We start from the raw sequence: 16,380 nt of genomic DNA, 5'->3' as shown, positions 1-16,380 counted from the left end.
CATAAAACGGCGAATATGCCATTATTATATATAAATACGATAAATTTTGGACTTTCGATAGACGAATAATAGATTTTGTTGAATAATAGTATCCGAGGTGAAAAAAATGATAAAAAAATTGATAGCATTATTGATTGTATTGGGAATTTTCCTAGGAGGAAGCTTTATCGCTTATGATTATTTCTATGGCGGTGAAACTTATTATACAAAAATCACCACTAACGGAGAAAAAGAAGTTGACTCAGCAGACAATGACATGGACGTTTCTATTTATGTATACGACCAAAATGCTTACAACGCACAAGGAGAAGAAAAAGCAGTCACTTTACGTGAAGCGAGAGAACGTCCTTTAAAAATGGATGCTTATTTAAAACTAAAAGTCAATTCACGTAAAGGCGTCATCAGTTGGGAAGAAGTAACAGCTTCTCAAGTGCCGGACAAAGCGTTAGATCAATTAGATCAATGAACCAGTTTACAATAGACAACACAAAAAAGGCAGTCAACACCCACAAGACTTGAAAAACGATCTTCGTGGATATTGACTGCTTTTTTACTATTCACTTTTATTTGGTTTCTTTGATTCATCTAAAAGAAACTATAGACGATTCAATACTTCATCCACATTTTTAATCATGACAGAGATCGTACCATCAGGATTATTGACAAATTCAATCAGATCCGGGTTACGATAAACGTCTACTGGTACAATCAATTCAATGCCATTTGATAAACGGAATTTTTGCTTTCCGAATTTTTTCTCTGAGATTTCTTGTACTTCTTTCACTGGTGGTGCTTCTGGAATAAAGCCTTGTTCTTTGACTTCTTCTTGGAATGCTAACTTGGCAGTGATATTTTCTTTGAATACTTTCTCCGCGATCATTTCATGATCCAATCTACCTTTTTCTTCGATCGTATCATACACAGCTTCTTTTAAGTCCGCCATGATATCGAATTCTTCTGCTTCAAACTTCTTGCCTAGCTGCTTCGCCACTTTTTTTATCACTTTGACGTTGTCTTCCAAAGAAGGTGCCGGGACGCTCTCAATCACTTTTCCCGAAAAGTACCATTCTTTTTTACCAGAGAACTCATAGCGTTTTTCAATCAACTCATACGTCAGATCTGTCAGATTGACTGCTAAGGCTTCATCTGCTTTTTGAGATTTTGAGCCAAGGATCGCTCGGTTCAAAATCAAACGGTTGTCAATACCGGCTTCATCTGCTTCCACATAGTGAGTATAAGCATCACGATAATTCACTTTCAATAAGGCTAAATACATCACAGTGTCTACTTCATACAAGACAACGAAAACATCTGCACTAGGTGCTTCCTCACTTTCTGCATAGATGTCAAACCACCGTTGGACTAAACGCTCACTTTCTTCGACAAAATTTTCTTGACACTGTTTCAAGTTTTGAGAAAATAGGCTTTCTTCAGTGAGTTGCCCTGTTTTAGTTTGTGCAGAAGAGATTTTTTTGATCTTCTTTTGTAGAAAGTCCCTGACAAAATCTTTCGTAAGATCCAGTTCTTGTTGTGAAAATACAGGAGATCCTGTTTCTCGATCAATAATATGCAAGATTGCTTTTTTTAAATAGATATCCATCGTTTCATTCCTTTCTGCTCTAGTTTACGGAAAATCAAACAAAAATACCAGAGACAAAATGGAACGAACAAAAAAATATTTTATAACAAACAAAATACATTTCTTTTTTTAGAAAATAAGCTACACTTAAAGTGTACTAAAATCAAAGGAGCTGAAAGTATGAATTCACTAACATCTACTTACCGTTTATCAAATGGCTATGAAATCCCTGTTGTCGGTTTCGGTACTTGGCAAACCCCTGACGGAGACGTTGCTGTTTCCTCAGTTAAAGAAGCATTAGCTGCCGGTTATCGTCATATTGATACCGCTCAAGGGTACAAAAACGAAGAAAGTGTCGGACAAGCAATCAAAGAAAGTGGTGTTCCAAGAGAAGAGATTTTCTTAACGACTAAACTTTGGAACGAAAACCATAGCTACGATCTAGCAATGTCCTCTTTCGAAGAGTCCTTAAAAAAATTACAAACAGACTATGTGGATCTTTTCTTGATCCATTGGCCTAATCCAGTTTCTTTCCGCGAAAATTGGCAAGAAGCGAATGCCGAAACATGGCGTGCTTTTGAAGAGTTATACGAAGCTGGCAAAATCAAAGCGATCGGTGTCAGCAACTTCTTACCGCATCACTTAGATGAACTTGCAAAAACAGCAAAAATCATGCCAATGGTCAATCAAGTATTTCTTGCTCCAGGCGAATTGCAACCACCTGTTGTTGAGTACGCGAAAAAACATGATATGGTCCTTGAAGCATATAGCCCTCTTGGCACTGGTAAAATCTTCGACGTCACAGAAATGCAAGAGATTGCCAACACACACAATAAGAGCGTTGCCCAAGTAGCGCTACGTTGGTCATTACAACACGGTTTCTTACCATTACCAAAATCTGTTACACCAAGCAGAATCAAGGAGAACACTGAATTATTTGATTTTGAGCTATCAGAAGAAGAAATGAAGACGATCGACCAATTAGATGGTGTCGTTGGCAAAGCAAAAGATCCAGATACTACACAATTTTAAAGGTAAAGGATAGTGATATTCTATGAAGCCCGTGGACCGCTTAGATCGTTTATCTGAAAAAGTGACTCAGACATTTGATCCAGATTTTATCTTTTTGATCCGTCCAGAAAAAATCCAGCATTTTCCTGCTCGAAACTGGTCAAGGGATGAAAAACTTGCGGAAATAAAAAAACGCTTGGATCATTCATTGATGACGATGCAATGGCAAGGACATGAGGTCATCTATTCACCTGAACTAGTCACCTTTGCCTTATTGCCAAAAAAATAACTAGATGAGGGAGCATTAGTCTGTGGACTTTTGCTCCCCTTTTTGAGAGATTGGAACAGAAGTATTTAACCTCGAGAAATAAGGCGATATCTACGAAATTGTTCATCAAATTTCTGTGGATGTCGCCTTATTTCCGAGAAGTTTACTGCTGTTTCCACCGTTTATTCAGTTTTAGCATATGTGAGAGGTCGATTATCCCACTCAATTTTGTTTTTCCATCGAAGTAATAAAAGTTTTTTCTTGATAAACCTTTTCATTTGCTCGTTTTTTTCTTATAATCGAAAGGGTATGAATGAAGGAGAGTATCTATGAAGAAAAAACAAAAACAAAAATTATTAAAACAATTCCGTCCTTCTTTAGATGGAGTTCGCACACAATTATTCCGTTCATTGGAAGAAGAAAGTTTACGCCGTTATGGTCTGCCATTGCAAGTCATGCTTGATCCTAAAAACCGTCAAGTCTTAATCATTGGCTTAGCAGGACAAGCAAATGAAGATACACGCATCAATGTACCAATCGACGATAACTTTACTGCTGTCTTGAAACGTATTCGTTCTGGTGAAGCAACGATTTTTGAACGTTTCCGTGACAACCTATTGATTGAGATTGTTTCTTACTGGAATGATCAACGCATGAAAAAAGATCAACCAACGGCTCAACCTGTAGCGACACCAGTCACTAATGACGCGTCCGTAAAAGAAACACCAACAAAAGAAGTTGAAAAAGTTGAGACAACTTCTCAATCAGTCAGTAAAGAAGCAACAACTGACAAGAAAACAAGTGATGAAAAAGTTGAGACAGATTCTTTGACTTTCGATGATTTTGCAAAACAAGTAGCAGAATATCCGAAGTTCACTGCTGAAAAAACAGCAGATGCTGTAGTGATCAATGAAACAGTCAAAGACGACACACGAAAATTAGCAGAGATCTCTATGTCTGCTGTCAATGAATTTACGATCGAAAAAGCTTTAGAACGTAAATACAAAGTGAAATTAACATTAGTGCCATTGATCGAACAATTTGCCACTACACCGATCAACGAAAGATAAACGCAAGCAAATAGATTGCGTGATGATTTTTACCTAAAAAAGCAGCTGAAATGACGATCATCGTTCATTTCAACTGCTTTTTTTATCATTTATAAATGTAAAAAAGAGAATATCGATTGTTCCTATTGTTGCGCTGCGTTCTTCCCTGTTGTTTCTAATTGCTCTTGCACCAACTGCATCACTCTCATCCGTTCCTCATCGGGTATCTTCTCATAGTAGATCCCTGCTTCTCCCAAGATGCCATCACCAATATATTGTTCACCTTTCAACTGATGGTTCGTGATATTGGATAATGCCGAATGGTATTCATTCATCATTCCGAGCATTTCATCTAAGGACATATCCGTTGTCCCATTTTCACCGACTACCTCTAAAAGCTGGCGATAATTGAATAAACTTTTCACAGATAAGAACTCATTGACTAAAATGTTGACGACTTCCCTTTGCCTTTTCTGTCGCCCATAGTCATCCTCAGGATCTTCTGCTCGCATGCGCGCATACTGTAATCCTTCCCAACCATTTAATTCTAGCGTTCCTTCTGGATAATGGATGTCTTCTGCTGTAAACTCAAACGCATTATTTACAGTGATTCCTCCCACAGCATCGATCAACGCTTCTAATCCATCCATATTCAACGATACATAGTGATGAATCGGTATATCAAGATATTGTTCAACCGTATCCACCATCATGTCGATACCACCGTAAGAATGAGCATGGTTGATTTTATCAACCAGTCCATCCATATTGGCAATTTCTACGAAAGAATCTCGAGGAATACTCGTGATCGTCGTTGTTTTCTTTTGATTATTCAATGTCACCAACATGATCGTATTTGCACGATAGTCCGTTTTTCTAATTGAATTATTGGCGATACCTAAAACTAAAATGCTGACTGGCGTATCCTTTTCCCGCTGAACGGTTTCTCTTTGTAACGGTTGTTGCATCGAAGTCACGGTCTGTCTGGCATCGTAGTAAAAGCGAACACCATACGCAACTGCAGAACCTACTAATAGGAAAAGAAATGCCATAATAGACAATAAAACTTTTTGTTTTCTAGTGAATATTCGTTTTTGTTGGTGCTTTTTTCTTACTGTTTTTTCAGTGATAAAAGAGAAAAACAGACTATAGCATAAGAAAACAACTGAAAAACTCAGTAAAAAACCTGCCAAGATATCGCTAGGATAATGTACTCTCAAATAAATTCTAGAACTAGCAATCAATAATGGATATAGAGCCCCCACCCATACTAGTTTATTTACCCTTTTCTCGCGATAAATAATGTACATGGTGATCAAAAATACTAAGAATAGCGTCATAGACAAAATCGAATGACCACTTGGAAAAGAGTAAGAAGATCTAGGAATCAATTGCTCCACATCAGGTCGTGTCCGCTGGATAGCTTGTTTCATCACGTAGCCAATCAAACTAACTGTCAAAACCATTAAGACTTGCCAAATGGCTAATTTGTGGTACTGTTTCCGCCAACTAAAAATTGCAAGCAACCCTGTGAAAAATAAAGTAGGAATAATCGTTGCTAGTTTTGCAAAATAACTAAAAAATGTTGTTAATACTGGGAATTCGATTAATCGCTCCTGTTGATAAATGGCTAAATCAAGTTGGTTGAATAAGGTGTTTTCTGTCATAACTAGTGTGGTCAAAGTCGTCAATAAGACGAGTGATACGAATGCTACCACCAATGTTCCTTTTGGCATCTGTTTCATAATAACTTCCCTTCTACTTCTCATTCATACTTTTTAAATCCTAAAATAATGCCTAAACCACAGCCAATAACCAAGAGGGAAGTTCCTCCTTGACTTAAAAATGGTAAAGGAATCCCTGTTAATGGGAGTAGACCGATCGCAGCTCCAATATTTTCAAACACTTGGAATAACAAACCAAATACGAAGACAATCGCAAAATACACATTTCCTTTATTATTTGTTTCGATTGCGCTATAAATGATTTGGTAAAAAAGATAAAAATATAAAAAGAGCACAGAAACGCTTCCTAAAAAGCCAAATGTTTCAGCAATCACTGTAAAGACCATATCTGATTCACGAACGGGCACATAGATAGGATTGATTGCTTCGGCCCTGCCACTAAACCCACCTGCCCCGATAGAAAGTAAACTTTGTGATTGTTGATAACCAATCGATTGGCTATATGCAAATGGATCAACCCATGCGCGTACTCGATCTAACTGATAAGTCTTAAAATTCAGACGATATAAAATCTGGTGTCCGTATTCAGTAAAAACTAAAGCAATCAAAATGGCCCCGAGAATAACTAGAATCGAGGTTATTGCCGTCATGATCTTCCAATGTACCCCAGCGATCATGAATAATGCCCCCAAGCATATGACAAAAACCAAACTTGTTCCAAAATCTTTTTGCATGTACATCAATAAAAAGGTCGGTAAACTAACCAGTAATATCTTTCCTACATAAAATAAATCAGTTTTAACGGTTCGTTGCTTCACCTTTTGCTCATAGATCAAGGTCAAATAAACAACCACTAAGATAAAGGTGAGTTTCACTAATTCAGAAGGTTGAAATGAAAAGCTGCCGATCCTAAGCCAACGTTTGGTGCCTGTGAGTTGAAACATCACCGGATCATAAAACTGATACAACAGGCCCATCACAAAAAGTGAAAAGCCATAAAGATAAGGAGAATATCTTAACAATACGACTGTTTTCACTCGTTGTGTTAGAAACAACAGCCCGACCGACATCAAACAAAACACGATTTGTCGAAGCACGACTCCTCGGACTGGAACTTGGTCATAAACAGCTGCCCCATATTGCACACCGACACTTAATAAATATAAAAGAAAGATTGGTAAAAATAATGCATAGTTGAATTCATTTATTTTAAATTTCATTTTGCTTACCTCGTGAGGACAGTTTCAGGCAAACACCCAAAAGCATGGACAAAATCAAATAGCTTGATCCTCCATAACTAATAAAAGGAAGCGGAATACCTGTCATTGGGATCATGCCACTGATACTTGCAATATTGATACTTGTCTGTAGCAATAACAACATCCCTGTTCCCAAATAAATCAACCCGATCTGCTGATTTGGTTCATTCGCACTCAAGACAAATAAGCGCAAAATAATCGAAAATAACATTGCTAGAATCAGTAAGCCTACGATCAGGCCTAACTCTTCTAAAATAATCGAAAAAATAAAATCAGTCTCGGCTACTGGTAAATAGCCCTTTTTGGTAATACTATTTCCCAGTCCTAATCCAAAAAGCCCACCGTTGTACATGGCATAATAAGATTGACTCATCTGAAATCCTTTTCCATAAGGATCTAAAAAAGGATTAAAAGCAATGCTCAAGCGATCATAAGTATGAGCAAAAATACTTGGTAATAGGTCATTTTGCCCTAGTAAATAAATAATGCCGCCAAGGAGCAAAAAGAGACTGAACAGTCCTGCAAAAAACAATAAAATATAGCGAACTGGTAATTGAACCGTCGTGATCATGATTGCAGCTAAGATGATCAACAAGATCGCACCAGCTACTTTTGGTTGGAATAAAATCAGCAGAGAACATAAAGCGATGATAAAAAAGGGTTTTTTTAATTCATTCAATGATTGCTTGGGTTTTCTAAAATAATAAGCTAAATAAAAAATCATACCGACATTGACAATTTCAGCAGGTTGAAATTGAAAACCTGCAATTGAGATCCATCGTTGCGCACCACTGATATTGACACCAATCCCAGGTACCTTTGTCAAGATCAGCCCCACGATACCGATCCCCATCATTATTTTTACGATTCGATGATTGAGTATAAATGCAGGTTTCACTCGGTAAATGAAAAAAATCATTGCCCAACTAAGTGCCACAAATACCATTTGTCGAACTAAAAGTTGATTTGTACTTTGATCGAATGACATCAAACGGAACGTACTCGCACTATAGATCATCAATAATCCTATTACACTGATCAACAGATATGGTACGAGCAAATACAAATCTATTTTTCTTATGTCTTTTACACCCATCCTATATTTCTCCTTTGTGTTACAGCGGAGATACGTCACTTACCCATCTTGAATAAAAAAAGCCAAACGAAAAAAACGATTGGCTTTTCAGTCTCATCGTGTGAGTTTTGACACTAAACAACGTAAAGATTTCTCTTAGCTATCTTATGAAGAGCCTTAATCCGACAATTCCTGTTTTACACATTGGCGTCTTTCGACGTTTCTGCGCAATAGCCTATGTTTGTTTAGGAGTCTCGCCTAACAAGTTATTCTATTTGAGGAAAAGTATACCTGTTAGATTATTTATTCACAAGAGAACCTCAAATAAGCTTAAAAAACTTTAGCTTTTTTTAATGTTATATAAATTATTTTTAAAATTTAATAATATATGTTCTATATTTTTTAGATCAGAGTATGTAAAAAAACGTAACAGAAAACCTTTAATCGACAAGGTCTGTTACGTTTTGTTTGATATTATACAACCTCAAAAAAATGAAAATAGCATAAAAAGACGTGATGGCCTCTTATGAAAAAAATAAATTTCAGATTATAGATTCTTCATACTTAGCATAGGTATTTTTTTATGTGTTTTTAGAGGCACGTTATAATAATGAAAATTATTTGTCATTTTTCCTCAGCTACTACGCCCATTTCGCAAATTATTCCTAGTTTTTGCTCGCCTGGATAGCTTCTAAGGCAGCTAGTGCGCTTTGTTGGTTGATCGTTCCTGACTCCCTAAGCTTTGCGGCAACTCTCTCGATTTCGTCCCCTTTGGCACCAACTGTGATTGCCAATGCTCTCGCTTGTAAGGACATATGTCCTTTTTGGATACCGTCACTAACAAGTGCACGCAGTGCCGCCAGGTTTTGTGCTAAACCAACAGCTGCAATCACTTGTGCCAATTCTTGTGCAGAATCAATTGCTAACATATCTAAAGAAGCTTTCGCTTTCGGTAAAACTCGGGAAGCGCCCCCTACTGTCGCAACAGCTAAAGGAACCGTCAATTTCCCTACCAAATGATCTTCCTTGATTTGCCAGTCAGTCAACCCTTGGTAACTACCATTTCGAGCAGCATAGGCATGAATAGCCGCTGCGGCTGCTCGTGTATCATTTCCTGTGGCTAAGATGACCGCTTCGATACCATTCATGATTCCTTTGTTGTGGGTCGTTGCCCGATAAGGATCCAATTTTGCGTATTCACTCGCTTGACGAATCTTTTCAGCAATCAGTTGACCCGTTTCTTTGTCCTTTGCCAATCGCTCAAAAGGAATCATACAAGTCGCGATTGCTAAAGATTCCGTCGCCAGATTACTTAAGATACTGAACAAGATTTCTTGTTCAGGGAACCATTCTTTGATACGAACCGCAACTCCCTCCAAAATCGAGTTGATGATATTCGCACCCATCGCATCTTTGACATCCACTAAAAAATCAAGTGAAAGATAGGCATGCTCGCTCCCCATAAATTCTCGAGTAGAAATTTCTCGGACACCTCCACCACGCTTGACGATCGAAGGATAGCTTTCGTTTGCACAAGTGACCAATTCTGGTTTTCTTGCTTCAATGACTTCTTTGATTTTTCGATAATCACAACGACCAGTTAAGACGATCTGCCCACGCATCAATCGTTGGGGTATCTGAACGCTGATATCGCCACATATTTTTGCGCCATTGCTCGCTGCAGCAATTACAGAAGGTTCTTCCGTTGCCATAGGAATCCATTTTTTTTGACCGTTCACTTGAAAATTCAATGCGACACCTAATGGGATCTCTACTTGGCTGATTTGATTTTCAATCAAATGGTTGGCGATATCTTCTGTTAAAACAGATTCTTTAAAACCTGTTGCTTCTGCTTGGGAAATCACTTTTTCTTGAACTAATCGCTGTCTACGTTGTTCTGGCGTTAGTTCATAAAACTTTTTTTTTTCGTTATCACCAGTTTCTTGCAAATTAGCTTCCAAAAGAACAGCTAATCCAAGACCGCCACCAATACATAATGAAGCTACTCCGTATCGTTGGTGCTGCCTTCTTAACGCATAGCCTAAAGTAGTCAAGATACGAGCGCCACTAGCACCAATCGGATGGCCTAACGCAATCGCACCACCATAAATATTGACTTTCTCTGATGGGAGATTCAATTCACGATTCACAACGATCGATGACGCAGCAAACGCTTCGTTAATTTCAAATAGATCGATGTCGTCCAAGGAAAGCTCTGTTTTCTCCATCAAGGTATTGATTGCTTTGATTGGAGCTACCCCCATGATACTTGGATCGATCCCAACTTCAGAGACTCCTTTGATCGTAGCTAAATACGGTAAGCCATGAGCAATCGCATAGTCTTTAGACGCTAAGATCAGTACAGAGCCACCATCGTTCAAAGGTGAAGCATTTCCAGCAGTAACTGTGCCGTCCTCCGCAAAAACCGTCCGTAAGGTGCTTAATTTTTCTAATGTACTATTTCCTCGCACTGCTTCATCTGTTGCAAATACTTCTTCATTACGGGAAATTGGAATGATTTCTTCCTTGAAGACCCCTGACTCGCTGGCTTGTCCTGCTTTTAATTGTGAAGCCAGTGCATATTGATCTTGCTCTGCTCTCGTCACAGAAAATTGTTTTGCCACATTTTCTGCTGTCAGTCCCATATGAGTATTGGAAAATGCATCGGTTAATCCATCATTGACCATACTTGAGATTTCTTCGATTTTCTCGTTTTCTGGATCGCTCACTTGGATCATCGGCGCTCTAGTCATGCTTTCAACACCACCGGCTATGATCAGGTCCGCTTCGCCTAGTTGGATTTGTTGACGCGCAAGGATCACTGATTTCATCCCAGATCCACAAACTTCATTGATTGTCATTGCCGGAACACTAACGGGGATTCCGCTATTGATCGCAATTTGTCGTGCAACATTTTGCCCATTCCCTGCTTGAAGCACATTTCCAAAAATGACTTGATTGATTGCTTCTTTGTTTATCCCTGTTCGTTCAAGGATTTCTGTTGTAATGAATGTTCCCAACTCAACAGCAGAATAACTGCTTAAGCTACCACGATACTTTCCAATCGGTGTTCGTGCAGCATCTATAATAACGACTTCCTTCAAGTTAAGCCACCCGTTGCCAAAGCCTATAAATTTACTTATCCACGTATTATATAAAACGCGACAGATTTATAGGTGTTACAATCTTTTGCGCAAACGGATTCCCTCCTTATTTCTCATATATTTGCGAACAACGTCACGCTGTAACCGACGAGACATTCTTCAAAACGTTTGTCTATATCAAATGGATAGAACAATGTGAATGGTTTCGTAAAAATTAAAATACACTTCTTATTAAATTTTATAAAAGATGGACAGTTGATTATTTTCTAACTGTCAAGTATCTCCTACAAAAATATACCATTCTTTACCGGAAATACAAATATAACATACACCTTTTAAAAAAAGCGCTATATTTTTTTACAAATCCTTAAAAATTAGCTTTTTTGTATTTCTTTTAGCGATTTTGTGATACTTTAATAAAGTAAGTTTTTTATCATGAGTAAAGAGGTGTTGAAATGAAAATAGGGATTGATCGTCTTTCCTTTTTTATTCCTAATTTATTTTTAGATATGACTGAATTAGCAAACAGACGTGGAGATGATCCTGCCAAATACCATATCGGGATCGGTCAAGATCAGATGGCTGTCAATCAAGTTTATGAAGACATCGTCACGCTAGGAGCAAATGCAGCGAGTAAAATCGTCACAGAAGAAGATCGTGAGAAAATCGATATGGTCATTGTAGGTACCGAATCAGGCATCGACCAATCAAAGGCAAGTGCTGTGATCATCCATCATTTGTTAAAAGTTCAACCTTTTGCTCGTTCATTCGAAGTAAAAGAAGCTTGTTACGGGGGAACAGCAGCTTTGCACATGGCAAAAGAATATGTCAAAAATCATCCAGATCGTAAAGTCTTAGTGATTGCGAGCGATATTGCTCGCTACGGTTTAGCAAGTGGTGGTGAAGTGACTCAAGGTGTAGGTGCGGTCGCTATGATGATCACACAAAACCCTCGGATTCTTTCTCTTGAAGACCACAGCGTCTTTTTAACAGAAGATATTTATGACTTTTGGCGTCCAAATTATAGTCAATATCCTGTAGTAGATGGTCCTTTGTCCAACTCTACTTATATTGAGTCTTTCCAAAAAGTCTGGAATAGATATAAAGAAACAACAGGTCGAACACTTGCTGATTATGATGCGCTTACCTTCCATATTCCTTACACAAAAATGGGGAAAAAAGCGTTACAAAGTGTGATCGAAGAAACAGATGAGGCAACGCAAAAACGTTTGATGGCTCGTTATGAAGAAGGCATCACCTATAGTCGACGAATAGGAAATCTATACACTGGGTCCCTTTATTTGGGATTGATTTCTTTATTAGAAAACTCTCAAGCATTGAAATCGGGTGCCCGTATCGGATTATTCAGCTATGGTTCTGGTGCTGTGAGTGAATTTTTCACTGGATATTTAGAAGAAGGCTATCAAAACTTCTTATCCAAAGAAGACAATCAAGCGATGTTAGATAACCGTGAAGCATTGACGGTTGATCAATATGAAAAGATCTTCAATGAAACATTACCGGGAAATGGTGAAACAGCTGAATATCATTCAGATCTACCTTACTCGATCTATCAAGTTGAAAATGATATTCGTTTTTACAAAGAAAAATAATGAATGCAAAAAACTGACCTCGATCGTTGACTAATAGATAGTCAATAATCGATAGGTCAGTTTATTTGTACTCTGAATTGTCTCACTGTTTTTAAATAATTCTTGGAGAGCTGACTGGAAACGTGGATCATCTTGCATTTCTTCATAATAAGCCCGCAAAAATGAAGGCGTGACTTCTTCCTGTGAATCATAAGTGAATTCAGTTCTCTTATAAGAAAGGTGTTTCTTTGATAAATACGTCTCAAACCGATCCATAATAGTTGACGAGGTGTTAGGGTCAGATTCCTCGATCCCTAAATACCTTTCAAGGGGTACGAAGACACTATCTTCTGAGGAGACTACTCTTAGGATCAAACAAGCTCTCATCGCTTTCCCACGCAGTTTTTCCAATTGTTCACAAGAAACCAAGGCGGGATTTGCTGCCGAAAAAACAAGTTCATAGGTCTTCTCTTCTTGTAAAAAATTAGTAAAATCTTTCAAAATGAATTGACAGTTATTTAGCCCCAGTATTTGTGCTTCATGTTCAGCATATACAAGCATTTCTTCTGAAAAATCAATCAACTCATATTGTTCTATTTCTTTTGCTAACGGCAGATAACGCCCTGCACCACCGGCAACATCTGCGAATGAGCCAGCTGGTAATAAATCCTCGCTTTTTAGATAAGCAACGACATCCTCTACGATCGTCGTACTAGATTCTTTTTGTGATTCGTAATAGTCTTTCGCAAAGGTATTCCATTCTTCTTTGTCCATTTGGATATTTCTCCTTTTATCTTCACTTTTCGGAATAAATATTTTATCAGAAAAACGATGAGCTTTGTTTCTTAGTATAAATCAAAATCCACGAAAATCGAAGAAACGATTCTCGTGGATTTCTTTTTGATTCGAAAGGCTAAAAACTATCACATTTCATCGTTATTCGTAAGTGATAGATGAACTATTTTTTCTTTGATGATTATTTGTTTCCTTGTACACGTACCAAAATCATTTTAGTGATTTCCATCAACACAACCGTTACAAGCGCGATTCCGATACAAGTGAAGACTTCAGTCAACCCAAATGCCGCTGGGATCGAGAATACTTCTTTTAGTCCTGGGATCATCGCAATACAGTAAAGCGCACTACATACAGCAACTGCTAATAGAACACTGCGGTTTGAGAAGAAACCAGCTTGAATCGCTGTTTGGGTATTTGAACGGGCTGGGAATGTTTGCAATGTACGACACCAGATCAACGTTGTGAAGGACATCGCTACGCCAAATTCAGGTGAATGTTGCATCCCTAACCATTGAGCAAAAATAACTGCAATACCGATCAATACGCCACGATACGTCACAGAGATCAATGTTTTGTCCGTAAAGATACCTGAATTTGGATCTCTTGGTGGACGTTTCATTGTCGCTGGCTCTGCTTTTTCAGTTCCTAACGCGATTGCTGGTAATGAGTCGTTGACTAAGTTGATGAACAATAATTGTAAGGCTGTAAATGGATTTGACCAATCTGCAACTAAGGCAAAGATGATCGCGATGATCGCACCTAGGTTTCCTGAAAACAAGTAAGAGATGGCCTTTTTGATATTATCAAAGACATTACGTCCTACTTCCACTGCACTGACGATCGATGCGAAATTATCATCTGTCAGAACCATTGCTGCAGCATCTTTGGCTACGTCAGTACCTGTACCCATTGCAATACCAATATCTGCTTGTTTCAAGGCAGGAGCATCATTTACTCCGTCACCAGTCATCGCAGAGATATGACCTTTTGTTTGCCAAGCACGCACGATACGGATTTTATTTTCCGGAGATACACGCGCATAAACCGTTACTTTTTCCAATACTTCATTCAATTGATCTTCTGATAGCTCATCTAATTCTGTACCAGTCAAGGCTTGATCACCTTCAGCAAAAATACCGATTTCTTTTGCAATAGCAACCGCAGTTGTTTTATGGTCACCAGTGATCATGATCGTTTTGATCCCAGCACTTTTTGCTTCTTTGACCGCTTGAGTTACTTCATCTCTTGGCGGATCGATCATTGCCATGATCCCAACTAAGATCAAATCATCTTCATCATCAAATGACAATTCTAGGCTATTGATTGGACGATAAGCAAAGGCTAATACACGCAATGCGCGTTTTGAGAATGCTTCGTTTTGTTCTTGAAATTTTTTTCTTAACTCATCTGTCATTGGCACGACTTCACCATTTACCAATGCTTTTGTACTGCGGCCAAACACGATATCTGGTCCACCTTTGACAAATAAGAATTGTTGATTGTCGATTTCATGTGCTGTTGACATCAATTTTCGATCCGAGTCAAATGGTAATTCTGCTTGCCTTGGATACGTTTGGCGGATCTCGCGATAAGGTTGGTTCATTTTTTCACTGAAGTCAACAAAAGCGACTTCTGTCGGATCACCTAGTTTTGAACCATCTTCACTGATCGACGCATCATTTGCTAAGACGCTGATCTCAATTAAACGACGCTCGTCCACGGACCAGTTTTTTGGATCATTTGAAAAATCACCAGTTGCCCCATTCGCTAAATAATAATCAACAACCGTCATTTTGTTTTGTGTCAATGTACCAGTTTTATCCGTACAAATGATACTCGTTGAGCCTAATGTTTCTACAGCTGGTAGTTTACGGATGATAGCATGTCGTTTGGCCATTTTATTGGTTCCCAGTGACAAGACGATCGTTACGATCGACTGCAATGCTTCAGGGATCGCTGCTACGGCAACCGCAACTGCAAACATGATGGCACTAACGATATCTGCCGTCATATCTCCTGTTCCGCCACCCATATAGATACGGAATAACTGGATACCTAAAATCACCAATGATAAGCCTAAAATGGCTAAACTTAACTTCTTACTGAATTTATCTAATCCACGTTGTAATGGTGTCACTTGTTCCGTTGTTGATTCTAATAAACCAGCAACTTCACCGATTTCTGTATTGTTTCCTGTAGCAGTTACTAAGAATTTCCCACGACCGTAAGTAATGATCGTACCACTAAAGACCATGTTCAAGCGATCACCGATCGGCACAGTCTGAGTGATTTCTACTACTTCTTTTTCTGCTGATGTCGACTCACCTGTCAACATTCCTTCGTCAACTTTTAATGAACCAGCTTCTAACAAACGTCCATCTGCCGGTACATAATCACCTGCATCAAGTAAAACGATATCTCCAACCACTAATTCATTCGCCGGAATCGTCATTTCTTTTCCGTCACGAATCACTTTTGCATCTGGTGCAGAAAGGTTTTTCAATGCTTCAAGTGAACCTTCTGCTTTTTTCGTTTGGATCACACTAATCACTGAGTTCAACATCAACACGGCAAAGATAACGAAAAATTCGATATAGTCACCCATCACCATTTGAATCAATGCAACAACTAATAACACAATTACCATAGCGTCTTTAAAAGTTTCGAGAAACAGTTTCCAAGTTGGCTTCTTCGGTGCTTCCTTCAGTTGGTTCAAGCCGTCTCTTTCTAATTTTTCTTTTGCTTGCGTACTACTCAACCCATCTGGTGAGCTTTGCGTTTGTTGCATCAACGTGTCGATCGATTCTTTGTAGACCGTTGATTGTGCGTGTTCCTTGTTTTCCAAATTTCATCCCCCATTTTAGTTATTGTTTCCGCTATCGCCTGAAAAAAAAGAGACCTAAGACAAATACGGATTTGTCTTAGGTCTCACCATTTCATACAATACCAGAAAACCATTT

Annotated in this window: 12 protein-coding genes and 1 riboswitch; of the genes, 5 read left to right on the top strand and 7 right to left on the bottom strand. The window is 38.5% G+C overall.

What is annotated here, in order from left to right; genetic code table 11:
* Window positions 1-109 precede the first annotated feature (109 nt).
* Window positions 110-466: a YxeA family protein gene (locus tag IGK01_RS05035; protein ID WP_029594083.1), complete on the top strand. Its 357-nt coding sequence runs from the start codon at window positions 110-112 to the stop codon at window positions 464-466.
* 129 nt (window positions 467-595) lie between these two features.
* Here the strand turns inward: IGK01_RS05035 and IGK01_RS05030 are convergent, their stop codons facing one another.
* Entirely contained in the window at window positions 596-1,600 is a 1,005-nt protein-coding gene (locus IGK01_RS05030; RefSeq protein WP_438840533.1) for a nucleoid-associated protein, read from the bottom strand.
* A gap of 159 nt (window positions 1,601-1,759) precedes the next feature.
* On the opposite strand from IGK01_RS05030, the gene IGK01_RS05025 reads away from it, so the two are divergent.
* The 3 genes from IGK01_RS05025 (at window position 1,760) to IGK01_RS05015 (ending at window position 3,928) form a co-directional block, all read left to right on the top strand.
* Window positions 1,760-2,611, top strand: a complete 852-nt coding sequence (locus IGK01_RS05025) for an aldo/keto reductase (protein ID WP_010735800.1) — start codon at window positions 1,760-1,762, stop codon at window positions 2,609-2,611.
* A gap of 22 nt (window positions 2,612-2,633) precedes the next feature.
* Window positions 2,634-2,879, top strand: coding sequence for a hypothetical protein (locus tag IGK01_RS05020; protein WP_438840532.1), 246 nt, complete (start codon window positions 2,634-2,636; stop codon window positions 2,877-2,879).
* 308 nt (window positions 2,880-3,187) lie between these two features.
* Window positions 3,188-3,928, top strand: a complete 741-nt coding sequence (locus IGK01_RS05015; protein WP_226076297.1) for a hypothetical protein — start codon at window positions 3,188-3,190, stop codon at window positions 3,926-3,928.
* 122 nt (window positions 3,929-4,050) lie between these two features.
* Here IGK01_RS05015 and IGK01_RS05010 read toward each other — a convergent pair whose 3' ends face one another.
* From IGK01_RS05010 to IGK01_RS04995, 4 genes are all read right to left on the bottom strand, one after another.
* Complete coding sequence (locus tag IGK01_RS05010) at window positions 4,051-5,652, bottom strand: phosphatase PAP2/LCP family protein (RefSeq protein ID WP_077151656.1); 1,602 nt, start codon at window positions 5,650-5,652, stop codon at window positions 4,051-4,053.
* Between the two features lie 20 nt (window positions 5,653-5,672).
* Complete coding sequence (locus IGK01_RS05005; protein WP_010735804.1) at window positions 5,673-6,812, bottom strand: FtsW/RodA/SpoVE family cell cycle protein; 1,140 nt, start codon at window positions 6,810-6,812, stop codon at window positions 5,673-5,675.
* Window positions 6,802-7,947 carry an FtsW/RodA/SpoVE family cell cycle protein gene (locus IGK01_RS05000; RefSeq protein WP_010735805.1) on the bottom strand — a complete coding sequence of 382 codons (1,146 nt, stop codon included), beginning with the start codon at window positions 7,945-7,947 and terminating at the stop codon, window positions 6,802-6,804. The genes IGK01_RS05005 and IGK01_RS05000 overlap by 11 nt, the downstream gene beginning before the upstream one ends.
* Window positions 7,948-8,031: 84 nt before the next feature.
* Window positions 8,032-8,199, bottom strand: a riboswitch (M-box (ykoK) riboswitch).
* A gap of 392 nt (window positions 8,200-8,591) precedes the next feature.
* The gene (locus IGK01_RS04995) at window positions 8,592-11,030 is read right to left on the bottom strand and encodes a hydroxymethylglutaryl-CoA reductase, degradative (RefSeq protein ID WP_084812837.1); all 2,439 of its coding nucleotides are present in this window, start codon (window positions 11,028-11,030) and stop codon (window positions 8,592-8,594) included.
* 455 nt (window positions 11,031-11,485) lie between these two features.
* Between IGK01_RS04995 and IGK01_RS04990 the strand changes: the two genes are divergently transcribed.
* Window positions 11,486-12,643: a hydroxymethylglutaryl-CoA synthase gene (locus tag IGK01_RS04990; RefSeq protein WP_438840531.1), complete on the top strand. Its 1,158-nt coding sequence runs from the start codon at window positions 11,486-11,488 to the stop codon at window positions 12,641-12,643.
* A 30-nt stretch (window positions 12,644-12,673) separates the two neighbouring features.
* Here the strand turns inward: IGK01_RS04990 and IGK01_RS04985 are convergent, their stop codons facing one another.
* On the bottom strand, window positions 12,674-13,396 hold the full coding sequence (locus IGK01_RS04985; protein ID WP_010735809.1) for a class I SAM-dependent methyltransferase: 723 nt from the start codon (window positions 13,394-13,396) through the stop codon (window positions 12,674-12,676).
* Between the two features lie 202 nt (window positions 13,397-13,598).
* Complete coding sequence (locus IGK01_RS04980) at window positions 13,599-16,265, bottom strand: cation-translocating P-type ATPase (protein WP_010735810.1); 2,667 nt, start codon at window positions 16,263-16,265, stop codon at window positions 13,599-13,601.
* Window positions 16,266-16,380 lie beyond the last annotated feature (115 nt).

This window comes from Enterococcus sp. AZ080 (assembly GCF_051714945.1).
GTDB lineage: Bacteria > Bacillota > Bacilli > Lactobacillales > Enterococcaceae > Enterococcus_B > Enterococcus_B pernyi.
This window is presented reverse-complemented; position numbering and strand designations above follow the sequence as displayed.